This is a genomic window from Halovenus aranensis (genome assembly GCF_900100385.1).
Classification (GTDB): domain Archaea; phylum Halobacteriota; class Halobacteria; order Halobacteriales; family Haloarculaceae; genus Halovenus; species Halovenus aranensis.
The window spans coordinates 81,024-102,785 of the sequence record NZ_FNFC01000004.1 but is presented as its reverse complement, the minus strand read 5'-3'; the positions used below and the strand labels follow the sequence as shown (position 1 = coordinate 102,785).

24 protein-coding genes are annotated in these 21,762 nt (G+C 62.3%); 13 read left to right on the top strand and 11 right to left on the bottom strand.

Annotation, left to right across the window (positions count from 1 at the left end; all coding sequences use genetic code 11):
- Positions 1–42 precede the first annotated feature (42 nt).
- From trkA to BLR34_RS05280, 3 genes are all read left to right on the top strand, one after another.
- Positions 43–1,380: a Trk system potassium transporter TrkA gene (gene trkA / locus BLR34_RS05290; RefSeq protein ID WP_092700190.1), complete on the top strand. Its 1,338-nt coding sequence runs from the start codon at positions 43–45 to the stop codon at positions 1,378–1,380.
- A 105-nt stretch (positions 1,381–1,485) separates the two neighbouring features.
- A complete protein-coding gene (locus BLR34_RS05285) occupies positions 1,486–3,087 on the top strand; it encodes a TrkH family potassium uptake protein (RefSeq protein ID WP_092700188.1) in 1,602 nt (533 codons plus the stop codon).
- A 52-nt stretch (positions 3,088–3,139) separates the two neighbouring features.
- On the top strand, positions 3,140–4,768 hold the full coding sequence (locus BLR34_RS05280; protein WP_092700186.1) for a potassium channel family protein: 1,629 nt from the start codon (positions 3,140–3,142) through the stop codon (positions 4,766–4,768).
- A gap of 52 nt (positions 4,769–4,820) precedes the next feature.
- Here BLR34_RS05280 and BLR34_RS05275 read toward each other — a convergent pair whose 3' ends face one another.
- From BLR34_RS05275 to BLR34_RS05260, 4 genes are all read right to left on the bottom strand, one after another.
- Positions 4,821–4,955, bottom strand: a complete 135-nt coding sequence (locus tag BLR34_RS05275; protein ID WP_092700184.1) for a 30S ribosomal protein S27ae — start codon at positions 4,953–4,955, stop codon at positions 4,821–4,823.
- A 1-nt stretch (position 4,956) separates the two neighbouring features.
- Positions 4,957–5,268, bottom strand: coding sequence for a 30S ribosomal protein S24e (locus tag BLR34_RS05270; protein WP_092700182.1), 312 nt, complete (start codon positions 5,266–5,268; stop codon positions 4,957–4,959).
- Positions 5,269–5,352: 84 nt separating this feature from the next.
- Complete coding sequence (locus BLR34_RS05265; RefSeq protein ID WP_092700180.1) at positions 5,353–5,784, bottom strand: MaoC/PaaZ C-terminal domain-containing protein; 432 nt, start codon at positions 5,782–5,784, stop codon at positions 5,353–5,355.
- 45 nt (positions 5,785–5,829) lie between these two features.
- On the bottom strand, positions 5,830–6,993 hold the full coding sequence (locus tag BLR34_RS05260) for a PGF-CTERM-anchored ABC transporter substrate-binding protein (RefSeq protein WP_092700178.1): 1,164 nt from the start codon (positions 6,991–6,993) through the stop codon (positions 5,830–5,832).
- Between the two features lie 59 nt (positions 6,994–7,052).
- On the opposite strand from BLR34_RS05260, the gene btuC reads away from it, so the two are divergent.
- The 7 genes from btuC (at position 7,053) to BLR34_RS05225 (ending at position 13,672) form a co-directional block, all read left to right on the top strand.
- On the top strand, positions 7,053–8,147 hold the full coding sequence (gene btuC, locus BLR34_RS05255; RefSeq protein ID WP_092700176.1) for a vitamin B12 ABC transporter permease BtuC: 1,095 nt from the start codon (positions 7,053–7,055) through the stop codon (positions 8,145–8,147).
- Positions 8,144–9,355, top strand: coding sequence for a heme ABC transporter ATP-binding protein (locus BLR34_RS05250; protein ID WP_092700174.1), 1,212 nt, complete (start codon positions 8,144–8,146; stop codon positions 9,353–9,355). Before btuC ends, BLR34_RS05250 begins: the two co-directional genes overlap by 4 nt.
- Positions 9,356–9,454: 99 nt before the next feature.
- Positions 9,455–10,825 (top strand): heme o synthase, encoded by a 1,371-nt coding sequence (locus BLR34_RS05245; protein WP_368086073.1) that lies wholly within the window; start codon positions 9,455–9,457, stop codon positions 10,823–10,825.
- Positions 10,826–10,875: 50 nt separating this feature from the next.
- On the top strand, positions 10,876–11,634 hold the full coding sequence (locus BLR34_RS05240; RefSeq protein WP_092700170.1) for a hypothetical protein: 759 nt from the start codon (positions 10,876–10,878) through the stop codon (positions 11,632–11,634).
- Between the two features lie 45 nt (positions 11,635–11,679).
- Complete coding sequence (locus BLR34_RS05235; RefSeq protein ID WP_092700168.1) at positions 11,680–11,910, top strand: SelT/SelW/SelH family protein; 231 nt, start codon at positions 11,680–11,682, stop codon at positions 11,908–11,910.
- Positions 11,911–11,957: 47 nt separating this feature from the next.
- Positions 11,958–12,887 (top strand): ABC transporter ATP-binding protein, encoded by a 930-nt coding sequence (locus tag BLR34_RS05230; protein WP_092700166.1) that lies wholly within the window; start codon positions 11,958–11,960, stop codon positions 12,885–12,887.
- Positions 12,884–13,672, top strand: coding sequence for an ABC transporter permease (locus BLR34_RS05225; RefSeq protein WP_092700164.1), 789 nt, complete (start codon positions 12,884–12,886; stop codon positions 13,670–13,672). Before BLR34_RS05230 ends, BLR34_RS05225 begins: the two co-directional genes overlap by 4 nt.
- Here the strand turns inward: BLR34_RS05225 and BLR34_RS05220 are convergent, their stop codons facing one another.
- Entirely contained in the window at positions 13,673–14,455 is a 783-nt protein-coding gene (locus BLR34_RS05220; protein WP_092700162.1) for a VOC family protein, read from the bottom strand.
- 92 nt (positions 14,456–14,547) lie between these two features.
- Here BLR34_RS05220 and tmk point away from each other — a divergent pair, with 92 nt between their 5' ends.
- Positions 14,548–15,135, top strand: a complete 588-nt coding sequence (tmk, locus tag BLR34_RS05215; RefSeq protein ID WP_092700160.1) for a dTMP kinase — start codon at positions 14,548–14,550, stop codon at positions 15,133–15,135.
- A 1-nt stretch (position 15,136) separates the two neighbouring features.
- Here tmk and BLR34_RS05210 read toward each other — a convergent pair whose 3' ends face one another.
- Positions 15,137–15,484: a hypothetical protein gene (locus BLR34_RS05210; RefSeq protein WP_092700158.1), complete on the bottom strand. Its 348-nt coding sequence runs from the start codon at positions 15,482–15,484 to the stop codon at positions 15,137–15,139.
- Positions 15,485–15,524: 40 nt separating this feature from the next.
- Entirely contained in the window at positions 15,525–16,118 is a 594-nt protein-coding gene (locus BLR34_RS05205) for a DNA-3-methyladenine glycosylase family protein (protein ID WP_092700156.1), read from the bottom strand.
- Positions 16,119–16,202: 84 nt separating this feature from the next.
- Between BLR34_RS05205 and BLR34_RS05200 the strand changes: the two genes are divergently transcribed.
- Together BLR34_RS05200 and BLR34_RS05195 are read left to right on the top strand one after the other, a co-directional pair.
- Positions 16,203–17,270: an mRNA surveillance protein pelota gene (locus BLR34_RS05200; protein ID WP_092700154.1), complete on the top strand. Its 1,068-nt coding sequence runs from the start codon at positions 16,203–16,205 to the stop codon at positions 17,268–17,270.
- Between the two features lie 62 nt (positions 17,271–17,332).
- Complete coding sequence (locus BLR34_RS05195; RefSeq protein ID WP_092700152.1) at positions 17,333–18,571, top strand: sensor histidine kinase; 1,239 nt, start codon at positions 17,333–17,335, stop codon at positions 18,569–18,571.
- A 4-nt stretch (positions 18,572–18,575) separates the two neighbouring features.
- Here the strand turns inward: BLR34_RS05195 and BLR34_RS05190 are convergent, their stop codons facing one another.
- From BLR34_RS05190 to hpt, 4 genes are all read right to left on the bottom strand, one after another.
- Positions 18,576–19,334: an MBL fold metallo-hydrolase gene (locus BLR34_RS05190; protein WP_092700150.1), complete on the bottom strand. Its 759-nt coding sequence runs from the start codon at positions 19,332–19,334 to the stop codon at positions 18,576–18,578.
- Between the two features lie 40 nt (positions 19,335–19,374).
- Positions 19,375–20,706, bottom strand: coding sequence for a DNA primase DnaG (dnaG, locus tag BLR34_RS05185; protein WP_092700148.1), 1,332 nt, complete (start codon positions 20,704–20,706; stop codon positions 19,375–19,377).
- Between the two features lie 142 nt (positions 20,707–20,848).
- A complete protein-coding gene (locus tag BLR34_RS05180) occupies positions 20,849–21,127 on the bottom strand; it encodes a hypothetical protein (protein WP_092700146.1) in 279 nt (92 codons plus the stop codon).
- Positions 21,127–21,696, bottom strand: coding sequence for a hypoxanthine/guanine phosphoribosyltransferase (hpt, locus tag BLR34_RS05175; RefSeq protein WP_092700144.1), 570 nt, complete (start codon positions 21,694–21,696; stop codon positions 21,127–21,129). Before hpt ends, BLR34_RS05180 begins: the two co-directional genes overlap by 1 nt.
- Between the last annotated feature and the right edge of the window lie 66 nt (positions 21,697–21,762).

Genomic DNA, 21,762 nt, shown 5'->3' with positions numbered 1-21,762 from the left:
AAAGGGAAACGACTTAATTCATCGACCGTGAGGCTTCCAGCAATGCGCGTCGTCATCATCGGAGCCGGTGAAGTCGGAACCGCCATCGCCGAAGACTTGGCTGATGAACACGACGTGGTCGTCGTCGAGAAAGACCCAGAGCGCGCCGAGGACCTGACATACCAGCTCGACGTGCTGACTCTCCAGGGCGACGGTACTTCGCTGGAGACACTGGAGACGGCCGACACAGGGTCTGCAGACCTGTTTATCGCTTGTACCGACGACGACCGAGCGAATCTCATCGCCTGTGGGACGGCGAAGACGCTGGGAACGCCGTTTACGATTGCACGGGCAAAAAGCATCGAGTACCTCCACACGTGGGAGCGCAATCGGTCGGCTTTCGGTGTCGACTTTCTGGTCTGTTCGGACTTGCTCACTGCCGAGGACATCGTTCGTGTCATCGGCCTGCCCGCAGCAGTCGATATCGACCAGTTCGCTGGCGGTCTCGTCCAGATGGCAGAGTTCGAAATTTCGGAGAGCAGTCCGGTCACCGGCCAGACCATTGCCGAGGCCGACCGGTTCGAATCGCTCACGTTTGCGGGGCTGTTCCGCGACGACGAGATACTCATCCCCAGCGGTGAGACACGTATCGAGGCTGGCGACAGGGCCGTCGTCATCGGTAGCCCCGAGAGCGTCCAGTCGTTCGCGCTCGATATCGCGCCCGAGACGACCCCCGGAGGCGCCGACGAAATAGTCATCGCGGGCGGGAGCGAAATCGGATACCACACCGCCCGCCTGCTCGAAGAACGCGGCTTCAGCCCGACGCTCGTCGAGGAAGACGAATCCCGTGCCCGCCACCTCTCCGAGGAGTTACCCGAGACGCTCGTCATGCAACACGATGCGACTGATACGGATTTCCTCGTCCGGGAACACCTCGACGAAGCCGACGTTCTGCTGGCGGCAAAAGACCCTGACGAGCAGAACTTGCTCGTCGCTGTCCTGGCAAAGCGACTCGGTATCAACCGCGTCGTCGCCGTCGTCGAGAATCTGGATTATGTCGACCTCTTCGAGGAAATTGGTATCGACGTTGCGGTCAACCCGCGAGAGGTCACCGCAGAAGAAATCATCCGCTTCAGCTTCGAGAGTGTCGCTGAGAACCTCTCTGTGCTCGAACACGACCAGGCCGAGGTGCTCGAATACGAACTCGACGACGACAGCGAGCTAGTCGGCACATCGATTCAGGAACTCGACGCCGAGACCGACTTCCCGCTCGTAGTCGGTGCGCTGACGCGCAACGGGGCATTCATTCCGCCACGGGGCGATACGGTACTCCAGGCGGGCGACCACATTGTCGTCTTCGTCGAGACCGAATTCGTTGGAGAACTTACCTGTCTCGCCTGAGCGGGTGCTGTTCTGAGTGGTGTATGCGCTTCGCGTCCTCTGGCAGTTCCAACCGAAGGACTCAAGCCACTCCCATGGGCAACCCAGGTAACGGCAGAGTCTCAGATGGTATGGCGAATTGACTGGCGGGCGAGTCTGGGTGTGCTGGGGACAGTACTCACTTACCTCGCGCTGACGATGCTCGTGCCGCTGGCTGTGGCAGTCGTGTATATGGAAGACATCTGGGTGTTCGTGGTCTCGATACTGCTTGTCGTTATTCTCGGTTTCGGCCTGAAACGACTGGACCCAGAGCCAGACCTCGGCCCACAGGAGGCGCTGTTGCTAGTCGCACTGGCCTGGATAGCCGCGCCGATTGTGGGGACGATTCCGTACCTGCTCGCTGGCTTTGGCACCGAGTCGACCGTCGGCCTGCAGACTAGTTCACTCGGTGCGGCCGTCGAGTCGTTCGTGAACGCTCTGTTCGAGTCAACCAGCGGCTTCACGACCACCGGGGCGACCGTTCTGGGGGAAATTAGCTTAGAACAACACTCCCACGCGGTGATGATGTGGCGACAGCTCACCCAGTGGCTCGGCGGAATGGGGATTATTGTGCTGATGATTGCGATTTTGCCGGAGGTAGCCGTCAACGGTGCCGAGCTGATGCGCTCGGAGGCACCCGGTCCGGACCTCCAGAAGCTCACGCCGAAAATCGCCGAAACGGCGCGTGCGCTGTGGATTATCTACTTTGGATTCACAGTTCTGCTCGTCGCTATCCTCTATGGCCTCCACCTGACGGGAACGGTCATCGACGCTGACCTCGCGCCGAATATGAACCTCTACAACGCGGTGGCCCACGCCTTTACCACGCTCCCGACAGGCGGATTCTCGCCACAGGCCGACAGTATTGCGGCCTTCTCGGCGCTCGTCCAGTGGGTTATCATCCCGTTCATGGTGGTGGCTGGTGTGAACTTCGCGCTGTTCTGGCACGTGTTCCGTGGCGAAGCTCGGGTGATGCTCGAGAACACCGAGTTCCGGACGTATGCCGGACTGCTCGCGGCGCTGTTTGCGGTCCTCGCTGTCTTGCTGTTCGGCGGTGCCGTCCCGAAGACCGACCCCGGCGGAGTGACGGAAGGCGTCACCGAGAACGCGCTGCGACAGGCCGCCTTCCAGATTGGGTCGTTGCTGAACTCGACGGGATACGCGACGGCGGATTTCGCACAGTGGGCTGAGGGCGGCACCGAGGCACAGCTCGTCTTGCTGTTCGCGATGTTCATCGGCGGCTCGGCCGGGTCGACCGGCGGTGGTATCAAAGTCATCAGATGGCTCGTGGTTTTCAAGGCGATTCGACGAGAACTGTACACCAGTGCCCACCCGGACGTTATCGAGCCGGTCCGACTCGGCGGCAACGTCGTCGACGAGGACACGATTCGCGGTATCATGGTGTTCACCATGTTGTACATCCTCCTCTTTGGGGTTGCCGCAGTATTCATTATGCTCGACTCGGCCCGTATTGGTGTCGACCTGACAGTGCTCGAAGCGATGAGTGCATCGCTGGCGACTATCGGCAACATCGGGCCGGGATTCGGCGATTTGGGGCCGTTCGGGAACTACCTGTTTTTCCCGGAGAGCTCGAAGCTTCTGATGACCGTACTGATGTGGTTCGGCAGGCTCGAAATCGTGCCCGTGCTGGCGCTGTTTGTCGCCGGACTGCGGGATTCAGGCCGGTGAGCCAGCACCCATCCAGTAACCTCTTTAATTCTACCCGGCGAACGTCGGCTATATGACTGGCTGGCGTCGCCGAATCGCGGGCGCGTTGCTCGGGGTGGTCGGGCTCGTCGTCGTCTACACCTTCATCTACCGATGGTCGATGATGACCTTCGAGGGCGTCGAGATAACCGTATTCGAATCCCTGCAAGTCGTCGTCGAAGCCTTCACGACGGCTGGATTCGGCGGCGACACACAACACTGGAACACGAACGCGATGAACGCCGTCGTCGTTGGGATGAACCTCACGGGGGTGTTGCTCGTCTTCCTGGCCCTTCCGCTGTTCGTGGTGCCATTGTTTCAGCAGGCACTCGAAGAGAGGCCACAGGAGTCGACCGACCTGACGGACCACGTCATCATCTGTTCGTACAACTCGCGGGAGGACGTGCTCCGCTCGGAACTCGAAGCGGCAGACGTTCCCCGCGTCGTCATCGAAAAGGACCCCGAAACGGTCCTCGAACTCAACAGCGACGGCATCGAGGCAATTCTGGGCGACCCCGAGTCGGAGGAAACCTTTCGGGCAGCGAACGTCGGCCAGGCTCGCGCGGTTGTCGCGGACGTCTCTGACGAGGAGAACGTCCCGGTTATCCTCACCGCCAGGGAACTCCACGAGGAGTTGGATATTATCAGCGTCGCCGAGAGCGCACAAGACGCAGTGTATCACCGGTACGCAGGAGCAGACAGGGTGATACGGCCGCGAGAGGCGCTCGGCCGAAGCCTGGCGAGGAAGGCTACCCTGTCGATAACACAGGAGCTACGCGAAACACTCGAACTTGGCGGCGACTTCGAGCTGTCGGAGCTACTGGTCAAACCCGGCAGCGAACTGGCCGGACAGACCGTCGCCGAATCGGGGCTGCGGGACACAATCGGCGCGACTGTTATCGGCATGTGGACAAACGGCGAGTTCATCCCGATTCCAGAGCCAGGCCGTCGAATCGACGGCAACTCTATCCTGCTCGTCGCCGGCAGCCACCAGCAACTCCAGCAGGTCAACAGCCGAACAATCGCGCCGAAAGCCTCTGGCGACGACCGAGTCGTCGTCGCCGGATACGGCGTCGTCGGACAGAGCGTCGTGGCCGAGCTCGAAGAGGCAGGCGTCTCGAACACGGTGGTCGACGCGGCCGACACCGAAGGCGTCGACATAGTCGGTGACGTAAACGACCCGGAAACGCTCCAGAAGGCCGACGTCGACGATGCCAAGTTCGTCGTGCTTGCCCTCGACGACGACACGACGACGATGTACTCGACGGTCGCGCTCGAACAGTTCGCCTCGGACCCCGAGGTCATCGCCCGCGCAAACGAGGTCGAGAACACGACCAAGCTCTATCGGGCCGGCGCGGAGTACGTCCTCGCGCTGTCTACGGTTACCGGCCGGATGCTCTCGTCGGTACTCATCGAGGAAGAGGAGGTGTTGAGCCCAGACCTGCAGTTCGAAATCATCCGCACCTCTGCCCCGAAACTCGAAGGCAGTAGCCTCGGGGAGACCGACATCGGCGACATCACGGGCGCGACCGTGGTGGCCGTCGAGCGTGGCGACGAGCTACTGACGAACATTGGACCAGAATACACCGCGATGCCCGAAGACACCCTCATTGTCGCCGGGAGTGACGACGCAGTCAACGAGTTCATCAGGCGGACGAAGTAACTGCACAGCTAGCTATCGGTACGTGCAGTCAGGAAACGAGACGATACCTCCGTCAGGCCCACTCCATGTAGCCACACTTGCCACAGTGGAGCCGGTCGCCGTGGTCCGCGAGGAAGGAGTCGCCACATCGCTGACACTGTTCGTGGTCGGTGCTGCCGTCGTCGTCGTACAGTTCGTAGTGTGCCATCTTATGCCTCCTCAGCGTCCGCCTCGGTCTCCTCGCTGTCGATTTTGTTCCGGTCGAGCATGTGGTCCTGTTCGACGTCGCGGGCCACGTCCGGGGACTCGTAAACCTTCGCCTGGCCCAGCGTCTTGCGCATCCCGAACTTGGTGTCGAGTTCGCGGACGACGACCTCTTTCGAGTCTTTGTTCATCTTTGCCGCCAGCGAGTCCCGAACCGAGAGCCGCTCTGGCGTGGCCTCTTCGTGGGTCATCTCGAAGTGAACGTCTTTCCTGTGCAACATCGGATTCTCGTCTTCGTCCAGTATCGTGATCTCCATAGTCTTACTTTACGTTGGCACTATTTCGCGTAAAAGGATTTCGAAGCGTCCGGGTGATTGCGACAGATGCCGTCGGGGCTGTTACTACGCGTTGTCACGGCTGTACAGCACCTGTGCATCCATCTGCATCACCGCCTCACCGTCTTGGTTGAGGGTCTCTATCTCTTGGGTCACCAGTCCGCGGGAGTCGTCCCACGGTTCCGTCTCGCCGAAGGTCAACCGGACCGACAGCGTGTCACCGGGCGTCACTGGTGTCCGCCACTGGAGGCTCTCAAGCCCTGGTGAGCCGAGCGTCTTCGCCTCGTTGAGGTACTCTTCGACCAGCATCCGCATCGTCATCGCGGCGGTGTGCCAGCCGCTCGCGATGACCGACTCGTAGCTGGCGTGGTGGTCGTCACCGAGGTGAAACGGCTGTGGGTCGTACTGCTCGGCGAACGAGCGAATCTCCTCGCGAGTCACCTCGTAGGAACCGAACTCCCGGGTTTCGCCTGGTGTCACGTCCTCGAACGTGTGCATAGACGTGCCATCGGTGTCCAGAAAAAAGTAGACACCGCTATGCGGTTAGCGTCGGTAGCGGGCGAACAGCGAGACCGTCAGTAGTGCCATCACCGCGCTGACGACGGCAAATCCGGCACCGTCGCCGTCCGCGTCACCGCTTTCTGTCGGCGTCATCGTGGCTGTAGCCGACTCCATCGGCGTCTCGGTCGCCGTTGGCTCTGGGGTCGTCGCTTCAGTTGCGGTCGCAGTTGGCGACGCAGTGGGCGTCGCCGTCGGTGTCGGTGTCGGCGTGGCGTCCAGCTCTGCCATCGCGTCTGGGTGGAACGCCTCGGCCATCTGCCGCAGCGGAATCACGTTACGGGGGCCGTGTTGGCTGATGTAGTTCGGATTGACACGGATAATCTGGTCTTCCTGCACCGCGGTCGACTCCTGGATTGCCGTCACGTCCGGAATCGGTGCGCCCTGCCGCAAGACGAGCCACTCGGGGTCGTTCGTTGCGACGACTTCCTCGCTAATCTGGAAGTAGCTCTCGCCGGCCTCGCTGGCGATGTTGTCGCCGCCGGCCATCGTGATGAGTTCGTTTTCGAGTGTCCCCTCACCGACCGTAAACGGGAACCCAAGGTCGTAGTAGACCGTGGGAGCCTCCTCGTCGGCGACGGCGTTTGCAATCTCGCTCATGCGCTGGCGTGTCTCCTCGACGGTCTCGGACGCGCCCTCACACTCGCCGACGAGCTGGCCGACCCGCTCGACCTCGCTCAGCATGTCCTCGACACCAGTCAACAGCGGTGACTGGTAGACCGTGAGGCCGGCATTACGGAGCTGTGTGACAGTGTCCTCAGAGATGATATCTGCCGCGATGACGAGGTCTGGTTCGAGGTTAACGACCTCTTCTGTGACGGGGAAGCCCCGCTCGTCGACGACGTTCGTCCGCTCCTCGCTCCCGTTGAGGTAGGAGGTGAACTGATTCACCGGCATCCCGACGACTTTGTCTTTGGCCCCAATCTCCCACATGTGCTGGGCGTTGTTCGGCGCGAGGACGACCACGTCCTCTGGCTCTTGTTCGACCGTGACCGTCTCACCCCCGCCGTCTTCGACCTCCTGTGGGAACTCACAGGATAGCTGTGTCGTTGTACTCGTCTCTGGTCCGCTATCTGCGGCGACGACGCCGCCGGCCAGTACCAGGCCTGCGACGACAGCCACCAACACAAACACATCTGTTCGATGCATATCTCGCCCTCGGTGTCTATGCAACAAATATTTATCTAAAGCAAATCCACTTGCGAGTAATGCGAGTCGCGACGCGAGCGGTCGTCTGGTCCGGTGGCCTGTTCGCACTGTTGTGCGCGACGATTCTGGTGAGTGCCGGTCTGGGTCCTGTCAGGGTCGACGTGCCGACGGTTGCACGCGCGACACTGAACACGGTTGCGGTCCCTGCAGGCCTCTCGGTCGGCCTCAGTGACGCCGCTCTGGCCGGTCTCTCGGTTCCGGTCCCCAGCGTCGACGTATCTTACACCGGCCTTTTCTCGTTCGACGTTCCCGAGACCGAACAGTTGATTGTGGGCCGCCTTCGGCTCCCGCGAATCGTTCTGGGAGCCGTCGTCGGCTTCGGCCTCTCGACGGCTGGGACCGTCATGCAGGGCTTTTTCAGGAATCCGATGGCCGACCCCTCGATAATCGGCGTCTCCTCGGGCGCAGCGGTCGGCGCGGTCGCAGTCATCGCCTTCTCGCTGTCGGCACCGCTCCAGGCCGCGGCGTTTGCCAGTGCGATCGTCACCGCCTTCGCCGTCTACGTCATCGCAACAGAGAACGGTCGAACGCCGGTGGCAACGCTGTTGCTCGCGGGGGTAGCTATCCAGACGTTCCTCGGCGCGGCCATTTCGTATATGCTCTTGCAGTCAGGCAACAGCATGGAGCAGGTCGTCGTCTGGCTCATGGGCCATCTGAGTAACAGCCAGTGGAGCGAAGTCGAGATAACGCTCCCGCTGACAGTACTCCTGTTCGTGGCACTGCTCGCCTACGCCCGAGACCTGAACGTGATGTTGCTCGGCGAGGAAGACGCACACGCGCTGGGTATCGATGTCGAGTGGACGAAACGGATACTGCTCGGCGGCTCGGCCGTGATTACGGCCGCCGGCGTTGCCGTCGCCGGCCCAATCGGCTTCGTCGGTCTGGTGGTCCCACACGTGATGCGTCTCATCGTCGGTCCCGACCACCGGATTCTCATCCCAACGAGCGCGCTCGCCGGCGCGACCTTCCTCGTGCTCGCTGACACAGTCGCTCGTGCCGGTCCAGCCGAGGTGCCGGTCGGTATCGTCACTGCTGCGGTCGGCGCGCCCTTCTTTCTCTTTTTGCTCCGGCAACGCGAGGTGCATTCTCTGTGATTCGCGTCGACAGCGCCGCCCGGACGTTCGGGGAGGTATCGGTGCTCGAAGATATCGACCTGCGCGTCGACCCCGGTGAGTTCGTCGCTCTGGTCGGTCCGAACGGTGCAGGCAAGACGACGCTGCTCAGGGTCATTAACGGCCTGCTCGACCCAGACGAGGGAGAGGTTACTCTCGACGGTGACCCACTGTCCGAGCTCTCCTCGCGCGCCGTCAGCCGTCGGCTGGCGACTGTGCCACAGGACACGCACGTCGGCTTCTCGTTCCGCGCAGAAGAGATAATCGAGATGGGTCGGACCCCACACCGGTCCCGTCTGGACTGGTCTGACGACGGTGACCCGGTCGAGGCGGCACTCGAACGGACGGAGACGACCCACCTCCGGGACCGCCGGGTCGACGACCTCAGTGGCGGCGAACGCCAGCGGGTCCTGCTCGCTCGCGCACTCGCCCAGGAACCGGACGCACTCCTGCTGGACGAGCCGACGGCGAGTCTCGATATCAACCATCAGGTGCGCGTGCTGAATCTCGTCGCGGACTTGGTCGAGGAAGGTCGGGCGGCACTCGCCGCGATTCACGACCTCGATTTGGCGGCCCGCTTCTGTGACAGGCTGGTGCTTTTGCACGACGGGACTATCGCCGCACAAGGACCACCTGAGACGGTGCTCCGAGACAGCCAACTGGCCGACGCATTCGAGACCGAGACCGCCGTGACTCGCAACCCTGTGACTGGCACTCCGACCGTCGCCGCGCTGTCGGACCGTCCCGACCGCGACAGCCACGTACACGTCGCTGGAGGCGGCGAGCCGGGAGTCGAGGCGGTGAGGTCACTTTGGAAGGCCGGGTTCGACGTGACCGCCGGCCCAGTCCCCGCAGGGGACGCGGTCGTCTCGCTGTGTGACCAGCTCTATATCGAGGTGACGACAGCCCCCGCGTTCCGACAGCCCGGCGAGGCACTCGATGATGCGCTAACAAACGCCCGAGCCGCAGAGGCGGTCGTCGTGACAGACGGCCCTGGGGGCCAGTTGGTTGCCGAAGCCACCGATAGCACGGTACAGGTACGTGCCGAGGGCCACGGCTCAGTCGCCGCGCGCGTCGACGGTGGCCGGGTGGACGACACCGCTGTGCCCGCGCTCGTGACAGCTGTTACCGAGCAACTAGACGGCGGTATCCGTTCCAACTCACCGGGAAAAAACGCACCGCATAAGTAGTTCCTCCCGAAGTAGCTAGCAATGGCTACTGGTGGGCTCTCGTCACGATTTTCGTCTCTCGTACCGTCTGGGCCGCCGACACCGACGGGATGGCTTTCGATGGCTGTCGTCGGTGTCTACGTGCTGGTCGTCGTGGGTGCAACGGCGTCACTCGCGGACGCCGCAGCAGCCTGTTCGACGTGGCCGGCCTGTAGCGGCGCTCTCACCGACCCGGCGGTCGCAGTCGCCCTCGGCCACCGGATACTCGCGGGTGTTGTCGGATTTATCGTGTTGATTGCGGGCGTCGCGATACTCAAATCAGGTGGTGACCGGCGCACGCGGGCGACGGCGGCACTCGCACTCATCTTGTACCCCGCCCAGGTCGCTGTCGGCGCGTTCATGGCGACATCGCCCTCGCTGGCGTTCGCGCCCGGACTACACCTGCTTGTCGGCATCGCTATCTTCGGCACACTGTTGCTCTCGCTGGCCTGGCATCTCGAATCCGAGACTGGCGACAGCGAGGCCGGTATCCCGACCGAGGACCTCGAACCGGCCCCGATCGAAGACGACGACACTTCCGAGGAGCCGGTGACACCGCTCACCCAGCGCTCCCTGAGTGTTCGCCTCCGGGAGCGGGCGTTCGCGTACTTCCGGCTGATGAAGCCACGGCTCATGTGGCTGCTCTCACTCGTCGCCGCCGCGGCGATAGCGCTGGCTGCCGCAAGCGGCTGGTCAGTTGACGTTCCGACTATCGTCTACACGCTCGGCGGTGGCGTTCTCTCTATCGGCGCGAGCGGGACGTTCAATCACGTGCTCGAACGCGACCGCGACAAGCGGATGTCGCGGACGAACGACCGGCCGCTGGCGACGCACCAGGTCCCCGAGCGCAACGCGCTCGCGTTCGGCTTCCTTCTGACAGGACTCTCTGTATTCGTCTTCCTGCAGACGAACGTGCTCGCGGCGGCGCTTGGCCTGGTCGCAATCCTGTTTTACAGCATCGTCTACACGCTCATCCTGAAACCAAATACAGTCCAGAACACGGTGCTTGGCGGCGCGGCGGGCTCGTTACCGGCGCTCATCGGCTGGACCGCCGTCACCGGCCGCATCGACGTAGCGGCGCTGTTGTTGGCTGGTCTCATCTTCGTTTGGACCCCCTCGCACTTCTATAACCTCGCGCTCGCCTACAGAGACGACTACGAGCGCGGCGGCTTCCCGATGATGCCGGTCGTCCGCGGCGAGACGACCACTCGCAAACACATCCTCTTCTGGCTTGGAGCGACCCTCGCCGTCGGGAGCATGCTCATCTGGGTGGCGGACCTGGGCTGGCTAACCGCTGCCACGACAGTTATCGTCGGCACTGTCTTCCTGGCGATGGTTGTCAGGCTCCACCGCGAGCAGACCGAGGCGGCCGCGTTCAAGGCCTTCCATGCCTCGAACGCCTATCTCGGACTGTTCCTCATCGCTATTGTTGTCGACGCGATGGCGCTGTAGCGTCGGCCCTGAACGGGAACACTTGTGTTGCAGGACACCGACTATGAGACATGAGTACGACAGACGTCTACGACGAGGCTGTTGCTTCCCTTGCGGCCCGCGAATACGAAACTGCGGGCGACCAATACGCACGCGCTGGGTGGCAGATACTCGCGGAGCCGCGACCAGAACGGGACCCCTTTGTGGCTGACTCAAAAGGCTGGGTCGGTAAAGGACTCGGCCATCTGGTGACGAGCGCGCTCTGTTATCGTGTCGCCGGTAACGCGATGCGGGCGACCGACCGCGCGACCGAAGCGCGCGCTGTCGCCACAGACTTCCGGGCAGTTCTCGACCATCCAGCCCAGCAGGCCTGTCTGCTGGAACTGGTCGCAGACGCCCACACGGCAGGAGACCTCGGCGAGACGGCAGACACATACGCCGAGGCAGTCGAGGCATACCGCGAGGCGGGACGAGCGACAGAGGACCCACAGTTCCGGTCGACAACGCCGCTGTTTCAGGCGGCGACGACAGTGCTCCAGCAGGTCGCCCGGAGCACGGCAAACGGCGAAATTCCGATAACGTGGGATGACCTCCACGGCGGTGACCCCTCGTCACCGGGCCAGTTTCTCGCACACAGGGCGAAGCTGAAGCGACAGCGCTTCCCGACGTTAGTCGAGTCGGCCGTCGACGACGGATATCTCGCCGCACCGCGTGGCACGACCGAGTACAACAACGCGACCTACACCTGTCCCGCCTGCGACGCGACGGATGTCAACTGGGTCGGCGATAGCGTCCTCTGTATGCGGTGTTCGACACCGATGGAGTCGTAACGAGACACAACATTGTTTGCTGTGCCGTGGCAACTGACGCCTGTCATGTCAGAGGTTACCATCGAGTACTGCGTTCCGTGTGGATTCAGAGACCGCGCGCTTGACGTTCAGGAAGCAATCCTCAACGCCGTCGAGGGAGAACTGGAGGAACTCTCACTGGTCATGGGTGACCACGGTGTCTTCACAGTACACGTCGACGGCGAGACGGTCTTCGACAAGGAAGACGACGAGTTCGACGTCGACGAAATTGCCCGGGACGTTCGTTCGGCCGTCTAACGCCAGACAATCGAATCACCTTTTGGCACCCGTACGAACGGTCAGATATGGCTGTCCTCGTCGCAGACGATGTCTCTCGGAGGTACGGCGACACTGTCGCCCTCGACGGCGTCTCTCTCGACGTATCAGAGGGGGAAATCTTCGGTCTGGTCGGCCCGAACGGGGCTGGAAAGACCACGCTCGTCCGGGCGCTGACCGGTACGACCGAGGTTGACGGGCACGTCGAGCTGTTTGGCACATCGCCACAGTCGGTAGATGGCGAGCGTATCGGTCTCCTCCCGCAGGATTTCGACCCGCCCGAGCGGCTCACGGCGCGAGAGTTGCTGGCGTATTTCGGCGGCCTCTACGACGACCCCGAGCCGGCAGATGCCTTGCTCGAAGCCGTCGGGATGGAAGCGAACGCAGACACCTACTACGAGAACCTTTCAGGGGGACAACAGCGCCGGACCTGCGTCGCCACGGCGCTGGTCAACGACCCAGAACTGCTCGTCGTCGACGAACCGACGACCGGTATCGACCCAGCGGGCCGGCGACAGCTCTGGCAGCTCCTCGAAGAGCTGGCCGCCGACGGGACGACTATCTTCATCACGACACACTATATGGAAGAGGCCGAAGAACTGGCTGACCGTGTCGGGCTGTTAGCTAACGGTGAACTCGTCGCTCTGGATACGCCGTCGGCACTCATCGAGACCTACGGCGGCGATAGCCTGCTGTATATCGACGGAGAGTTCGAGGACGACGTTACGGGACGGGTCGAGTATGAGTGTTCGCTCGCGGACGGGCAGCTCACACTCCGGAACGTCCCGCCGGAGGATATCGGCCGGATTGTCACAGAGGCTGAAGCGGCCGGCGCTACGGTGGATTCCCTGACCTGGACTGACCCCGACCTCGAAGACGTCTATCTCGAACTCACGGACCAGAACGTCACCGAGCGACGTTCCGTCGAGGCGGCGGCCGCGGAGGTGACGAGCCAATGAGTCGCACGAGCCGCATCACGGCGGCGACGCGAGCGGGCTGGCACAGCTTTCTCCGTCGGCGGACGGCCGTGTTTTTCACGTTCTTCTTCCCAGCAATAATTGTCGTTATCTTTGGCGTCCTCGTCCAGACCCAATCCGGCGGCGGCGGTCTCTTCGCCGAGCCGCCGAGCTGGTATATCGCCGGCTACATCGCGGTCGTCGTCCTCTTTACGCCCCTCTCGCGAGTGGGTAGTGAAGTGAGTCGCCAGCGCGACGGGAGCCAGTTCGAGAAACTCGCCACGACGCCGCTCAGGCGCTGGGAGTGGCTGCTCGCTCAGACCGTCGTCAACACCACTGTCATCGGGCTGGCGTCGTTCCTGTTGCTCGGCTTGCTCGTTGCCGGCACCAGCGCCTCGATTGTGCTGACGGCGGAGCTCTGGCTGGTCGTCCCCTTCGTCGTCGTTGGCACCGCACTGTTCTGTGCGGTCGGCGCGATGCTCGGGAGCTTCTCAGACTCACGTGACGGCGTTATCGCGGCCAGTAACGGGCTGGCGGTGCCGTTGTTGTTCCTCTCTGAGGCGTTCGTTTCGAGCGAGATGCTGCCGGGCTGGCTCCCGCTTGAACTGTCGCCGATGACCTATCTCACGCGCGGTCTCAGGGCCGTCACGTACGACGGAACAATGGAAGAGGGAGTTATTCTGGCACAATTCCCGGCGTCGAATCCGTATTTCGACCTGGGGGTTCTCTGTCTGTTCGCCGCAGTTTTGTTCGTGCTCGCGGCCAGGTCACTCCCCCAGACCGAGTAATCAGAAGGGAAACAGCGAGTCAGCGTCGGGGTCGCGCTCGATGAGTTCGATTTCGTGGCCGTCCGGGTCTTTCGTGAACGCGTAGAGGTCGTCACAGGACTCGGGGTCACGGTAGTCCGGGGCCTCGCGGGTCTGGAGTTTGTCCCAGTCCTCGGCGAGGTCGTCGACGCGGACACAGAGGTGCCCCCAGGCGTCGCCCATGGTGTAGCTCCGCCCGTCGTAGTTGTAGGTGAGTTCGAGCGCCATCGCCTCTTTCGCGGCGTCTTCGGGTCGCATGAAGTAGTTTGCAAAGGAGTCGGCCTCCCAGCGGCCGGTCTCGACGTACTCGAATTTTCGCGTCCAGTAGCCAAGCGCCTCGTCGGCGTCCTCGACGCGAATCATCGTGTGGTCGATGCTCCAGCGCGCGCCGAAGTCGCGCTCGACGATTTCGATTTCGTGGCCATCGGGGTCTTTGACGAATGCGTAGCCGGGGTTGTCTTCGGGCCGGCGGTAGTCCTCGACACCTCTGTCCATCAGTTCGTAGTAGGCGTCGTGGACGTCCTCGACGCGGACGGCGATGTGGCCCCAGGCGTCGCCCACCTCCAGGTCGTCCTCGCCCGCGTTGCTGGTGAGTTCGAGCATCGCCGCGTTCTCGTGCATCTCTTCGGGACCCATGTAAACGATGGTGAAGCCGTCGCCGTCGAACCGGTCTTTCTCCTCGTATTCGAGGTTCGAGGCGTACCAATCGACTGACGCTTCCAGGTCGCTGACGCGCATCATCGTGTGGTCGAGTACTCCACTCATACGCGGACGTGGGGACCGCCGAGAGATGAATGTTTGTCATCTCGGCTCGACTGCATCGGCGCGTTTACATAGACCCCACACGACCTGCGAGTATGCTGGTGACGCTTGAAGGTCTGGACGGGAGCGGCAAGACGACCTGTATCGAGGCCCTCAGGTCGGCCGCCTCTCTGCCCGACGATACCGTCTTCACGCGCGAGCCGACACATTCGTGGTACGGCGAAGCAGTCCGTCGGTCTATCGACGACGACGACGCCGACTCGCTGGCGGAGCTGTTTCTCTACACCGCTGACCACGCCGACCACGTGACGAACACCATCGAGCCGGCGCTGTCGGCTGGTACGCCCGTTGTCTCTGACCGCTACTCGGACTCTCGGTACGCCTACCAGGGCGCGACGTTGTCCGACCGCTTCGAGGACGCGATGGGCTTTGTCAGAGAGATTCACGAGCCCTGGACCCGCTCACCAGACGCGACACTCTATTTGGATATCGACCCCGAGACGGCCGCAGAGCGAAGCGGCGCAACCAACAAATTCGAGACCGTCAGCCACCTCGAAACAGTCCAGGAGAACTACGAACGACTCATCGCCGAGGAGCCAGAACGGTTCGTCCGCCTCGACGCCAGCAGGCCGGAGGCCGATGTCGCTGCGGATGTCGTCGATGCCGTCGAGACGCTGTTGTAGGTCAGGAGACCCCTGTTTCGAGGTCTTCGAGGAGCTTTCCGACGAACAGGCCGAGCCGCGGCGAGACCTCGTCGCCGTCGGTCGCTTCGACTGGCTGGGCGGCAAGCGTCTCCACGAACCGCCGGGAGTGAGTCATCGTGTGCATGATGTCGACCACGTCGACGATGAGTCCCTCGTCTGATGTGTCAAGTTCCGGGTGGCGCTGTGTCAGGTCCTGTGAGTACGTAATCTCCCAGGAATGACCGCCTACCACTGCGAGCGCCGCGTCGGTTTCCCCGACCTCGATGAGCCCGTCAGGAGAGCCGACGTAGATGGTGTCATCCTCGATAACCGTCTCGTAGCGGCTCATCTGTGTTGGTATTCGTCGGCTGGCGGTATCAAGCTAGTGACTACCCCTCGTAGGCCCGCCAGAGGTACAGTGACGCATACGAGCGATACGGTGCCCACTCCTGTGCCCGTTCGACCATCTCGCCGCGAGTCAGCTCCGGCCCGCAGACGATTTCCATTCCTCTGCGGATGCCCAGGTCTTCGACAGGGAAGACATCTGTCCGACCCAGCCCATAGAGCAAGAACATCTTCGCTGTCCAGGGACCGACGCCGCGTATCGTCGTCAGTTCATCTATTACGGCCTCGTCGTCGAGACCTTCGAACGACTCCAGGGTGTATTCCCGGTCTCTGAACGCCTCGGCGGCGGCCCTGGCGTACTCGGCTTTCGCACTCGACAGTCCGACGTCGGTGAGGCGGTCCGGCTTCGTGGCCGCAATCGCCTCGGGCGTCACCTCGAACTGCTCGAACAGGCGGTCGCGAACAGCATCGGCCGCATCTATCGACACCTGCTGGCGAAGCAACGAGACGACCAGCCGCTGATAGAGGTCGTCGGCGGGACTGATGGCGACTGTCCCGTGTTCGCGGATGTACGGTTCGAGTGTGTCGTCCGCTCGCAGCGCGGCAATCGCCTCGTCGGCGGTCGGGTCGTCGGTCATCGTCGGATAGTCAGGGACGGAACGAACTTGAGCGATTCGGGCCACATCAGCACGCACTTATCTGACCGGGACGGAGTGACCGGTATGCGAATCGCCGACCGGTATCAGGTCGAGGGCGGCAAAGAGCGGTACACGCTCGTCCCCGAGACTGTCGACGACCTCTGGCACATCTCGCACGTCATCGAGCCAGACGACCGCGTCGCCGGGGACACGACACGGCGCATCCAGCGCAACGACGACCAGCTACGGGACACTGGCGGCGAGCGCGAACACCTGTGGGTCGAACTCTGTGTCGACGACGTGGAGTTCGCCCGGTTTGCGAACCGTCTGCGCGTGAGCGGGGTCATCGAGGACTGTTCCCGGGAAGACCAGCTTGGCCTCCATCACACGGTCAACGTCGAGGAACACGACGAAATCGAAGTCGAGAAACACTGGAAGCCAGACCAGCGCGAGCGCATCGAGGAAGCCGTCGAGGCGACAGACAGCCCCGACGTAACCGTCGCAACCGTCGGCGAGGGTGAGGCTCACGTCCACACTGTCGAGCAGTTCGGGACAGAAGAGCGGGCCTCGATTACGGGGCCAACAGGTAAGGGAGACTACGCCCGGCCGCGAGCAGAGCTGTTCGAGGAGCTGACAGCAGTGTTGAAACGGATGGACGTCGACGCCGTTATCCTCGCAGGACCGGGCTTTACCAAGCAGGACGCGCTCGAACACATCGAGGAGAACGCACCGGCAGTCGCAGAAGCGGTCACGACTGTTGATACCAGCAGTGTCGGGGACCGGGGCGTCCACGAGGTACTCAAACGCGGTGCGGTCGAGGAGGTTCAACAACAGACACGCATCGCCGACGAGTCGGCCCTTATCGACGAGCTCATGGAACGCATCGCCGAGGGTAACAGGATTGCCTACGGCCCCAGCCAGGTCGCCGAGGCCGCCGAGTTCGGCGCAATCGAGGAACTGCTCGTCCTCGACTCTGACCTGCGGACCGAGCGGACCGGCGAGGGCGACTGGGAGATAGATGTCGACGCAGTCATCGAGACGACAGAGCAGAAAGGCGGCGACGTGACCGTCTTCTCCAGCGAGTTCGACCCCGGCCAGCAGCTCGCAAATCTCGGCGGTATCGCAGCACTGCTCCGATATCGCATCGAATAGCGGGCGAAACGGTTTTTTGTGTGGTCTCCGACATACGATATCAGGGAAGATACGGAGAAATAATGGGACAGGAAGATACAGCAGGCCGGCCCGACACCGAAGAAAAGACAATCAAGACTGCCGGGCAGATTGTCAAGTACAGTCGGGAAATCTACAACCTCGACTCCGTCGAGGAGGTGGCGATGATTACCCTCGAAGCGGTGCCACACGTCATCGAGGGATACCCATCTCCTGCAGTCGTCGAGATTCGCGGCGACGGGTTGCGGGTGCTCGAAAGCATGATTGCCGGTGTCGATACAGGCGACGACCCGGGCGTCCTCACAGAGCGTGCCTACGAAGACGAGCAGCTCATGCTCTGTGCGGGAGAAGACGTAGAAGTGGCCTACGACAGCGAGGCGATGACACGCCTCACCCCGGCGGAGGCGGGCAGTCACGACGGGAGCGTCACACTCGCCGCACCGACGGTGTACTCAGATGAAGTCGGTGACTCCGGTGCTGTGTTACTCGTCCAGTGGGACGGGCTGGAGACGGTCCAGAAACACCACGTCAAGCCGGTGGACTACTTGGCGGAACACGTCGCGACAGCTATCGTCAACATCCGCTCGCGCGAGCGACTCGAACGGGCGCGAAACGACCTCGCAAAGCGAAAGGAGATGATAGAGGTCTACGAGCGCCTGCTGCGACACGACCTCGGTAACGACCTGCAGGTCATCACCGGCTTCTCGGATGCGCTGGTCGACATCCTCGACGAGGGCGACCAGGCACAGGAGTACGCCGACAAGATTTTCAGCACCTCGAACAGCGCCGCCGAACTCATCGATACCGTTGGTGAGACGGTCCGGACCATTCGGGAGCAGGGCCAGGCGGAGCCGCGTGAAATCCGGCCGATTCTCACCGAGGTCGTCGACGACGTCGAGACAAAATACGGGTCGCTCTCGGTCGAGTACGACTCCGACGCCTTCGAATACAGAGCGTACGCGGGTGACCTCATCGACTCAGTTTTCACCAACATTCTCTCGAATGCGGCCGTTCATAACACCGGCCCAGTAACCGTCAGGCTCTACGCCGAGGAACCGACCCCGGATACGGTCGTCATCGGTATCGCAGACGATGGCACTGGCATCGCCACGGGGATGGTCGAAGACATCTTCGAGATGGGCAAAAAAGGGCCCGACAGCGATGGTACCGGATTCGGTCTCGGTCTCGCGAAGACGCTCGTCGAGTCCTACGGCGGCAGTATCACCGTCACAGAGAGCGACCGGGGCGGTGCCGACTTCCGTATCACGCTCGACCTCGCGTGACGGGTCAGGAGACGTCGACGGTCATGCCGTCCTCGGCGAACCTGACCGACCCGTCGTAGTGGTCACCGAGCGCCTCGAGCATCTCGTCGTGGTTTCCCTCGGTGTGTGGATAGAGATGTGTCAGGTAGACGCGGCCGAGTTCGCTGTCTGCTGACGCAAGCGTGCGCCCGAGCTGTGTCGGTGTCGGATGGTTCGAGACATCGACTTCGTCGGGAAACGAGCAGTCGTGGACGAGAAGCGCAGCGCCGTCGGCGAACTCGGCTAACTCCTCGAACGCCTCGCTGTCGGCGCTGAAGACGAAAGCGGGGCCATCACCGCGCTCGAAGCGGTATGCCAGACACGACATCGAGTGCCGGGTCCACATCGCCGACACGTCGAATCCGGCCACTGTCGTCGGTGTCTCTGCGGGTTCGAGTTCCCGAATCTGGAGGTCGAGACGGTCCTGCATGTACTCGTGAACGTCGAGCAACCCCGTCACCATCTCCTCGGTTCCGGGCGGCCCGACGATTTCTAGCCCCTCCTCGCCAGCGAGCCATCTGGCCTTTATCAGAACCAGCAGGTCTGAGACGTGGTCGAGGTGGTGGTGTGTCAGCAGCACCGTCTCGACGCCCTCGTACCCTACTTCGGTCGTCGCGAGCCCGTGCAAGACGCCGCTCCCACAGTCGACGAGCAGCGCCTCGTCGCCGTCTTCGAGTAGTAATCCAGTCTGGAGGCGCTGTCCAGTCGGCATCGCGCTCCCGGTGCCAAGAAACGTGAGTTTCATACCTAGACCGGTGGCCGGAGCCTACTTATTCGTGGGGAAGCTACGCGCCGGTTTTCAGGTCGGCGGCCGTTCGGACCCGCACGTCGGTCGGCTGTTTAACGAACTCGCCGGTCTCGGCCGCGATTATCTGGCCGACGCCGCGCTGTGCGGCGAGGTCGAGCAACCGCTGTGTGAGAGTCCCGTCGATGACGAGTGACGACGGCACGGTGTCAGCCGCCGCGAGTGCGTCGAAGGCCTCTTCAGCGTCGGCCTGCTCGACAGTATCGAACTCGTCGTCGAGGAATCTAATCGAATCTGTCTCGGCGTCGATGACAGCTTCGACGTGTCCGACAAGCGTTGTCGGCGCTGCTGGCTCTGCCTCGTCGGCAGTCTCTGTCTGTTCGGCAGTTGTCTCCGGGGATGGCTCGACATCCGGGGAGTCATCGGCCGCCTCGGCCGGTTCCTCTGCATCCGTGACAGTGGGTGTCTCAGCCGGCTGCTCGTCTGGGATGGCCTCGGTGTCTATGGCGGCATCCTCGATGACATCCGGCTCGGTCGCAGTCGGACCGAAAGCCTCACGCGCTGTCTGTCCGTCCGTCACCTGTTCGAGCGGGACCTTTCGCCGAAGTGCAGACTGGATAGCGGTTCTGCCGAGGTCTTCGACAGACTGGTCTGTGGGCGCGAACGCGACGTAGTCGAGTTGTCCCACCTGTTGGAGTTCACGGAGTATCAGGTCACCGCCGCGGTCGCCGTCGAGAAACGCCGTCGTATTTCGGTCGCGAGTCAACTCTGCTATCTCGGCCGGAATATCGGTCCCCTCGACCGCGATAGCGTTTCTGATTCCGTACTTGAGCAGGCGACGAACGTCCGCTCGCCCCTCGACGACGATGATGGCGTCACTGCTTGCAGCCCGCGGGCCGGCCGGCAACCCCCTGTACTCGGTTATCTCTTCGACGCGGGCCTGTTTTCGGACCTCCTGAACGATTTCGTCGCTCGTTACCGTGGTGTCCTCGAGGGTCGTGAGCAACTCCGTCGCCCGCTCGACGAGTTCGCGGCGCTTTGCCGCCCTGGCGTCTTCGATAGACGTGACGGTACACTCGGCCCGGCACGGACCGACGCGGTCCATGGTTTCGAGAGCGGCCGCCAGCACTGCCGTCTCGACTCTGTCGAGCCCGCTCGAAATCGTCACCTGGCCGACCGACCGGCCCCCTTCTGAATCGATATCGACGTCGATGCGGCCGAGCTTCGAGGACTCCTGTAGCTCTCGCAAATCGAGGTCGTCCCCGAGAAGTCCTTCTGTCTGGCCGAAAATTGCGCCGACGACATCACTTCGTTCGACCACCCCGCTCGTCCGTACTGTCGCGTGAATAAGGTATTTCGCTGAAGATTGCATGTGTGACCCCTCCTGTGAAGGAGAATGATGATGTTGATGCCATGAGAGGACTCATGGATACCTCGATTTACGACAGTGGCGGTCAAATACCTGATGGGTACGTCGTTTAAACTAGCAGTCTCGTCGACGGCCGAGAGAGCCGTTACCGGTCTCGGACCCGTCTGGCCGCCCGTCGCGCTGCGTCGATGTGTTTCTCGACTTCCGGCTGTTCGATGTCGTCGGTGCCAATCTCGTCGAGACGGTCGAGGAGGTCGTCGATGTCCTGGGCGAGGTCTTCCTGGCTCTGGCCGGCGTCTGCAAGTTCCGAGACGGTGGTCTTCGCGTCGTCGAGGGCCGACTCGACGTCACGTGCAGTCGACTTCTCGGTCGCCGCGCGGAGGTGGTCTTCGAGCGACGAGAGGAGGTGGTCTACTTCGTCCATCACCCATCCCCTTCCGGGTCGACAATGACGACCTCACCGTCGACCACGTCGACGTTGACCAGTGTTTTCACGTCGAACCCGTCGTCTTCGACCTTGTTCTCGCCGCCAACTTTCTTGATTACTGCCACGGTGTCGACGACCTCTGCACCGAGCCCCTCAAGTGCTGTCAGGAGCGCAGACAGCGTCCCGCCCGTCGAGAGTACGTCGTCTAACACGAGCACGCGGTCGCCTTCCGAGACGCGGTTGATGTACATCTCGTTTTCCGAGTAGCCGGTGACCTGCGAGATGGGGACCTCGCCTTCGAGGCCGTACTGCCGTTTGCGAACGACGACGAGCGGAATGTCAGTCGCGAGCGAGACTGCCGTCGAGATGTGGATGCCCATCGCCTCAGGGGCAATTATTTTGTCCACGTTGACGAGGTCGGCCTTGCGAACGATACGGACGACAATCTCGCGCAGAAGCCCCGGTTCTAGCATCGGAACGCCGTCGCTTACTGGATGGACGAAGTAATGGTAGCCGTCTTTCTCGATAATCGGCGCATCGAGCAACGAGTCACTGAGTTTGTCCATGTCTCCGGTAGGCCAACTGAGTCTAAAAAAGCTGTTGTTAAATAGCCAGACTCGTTCCGGGGTCGA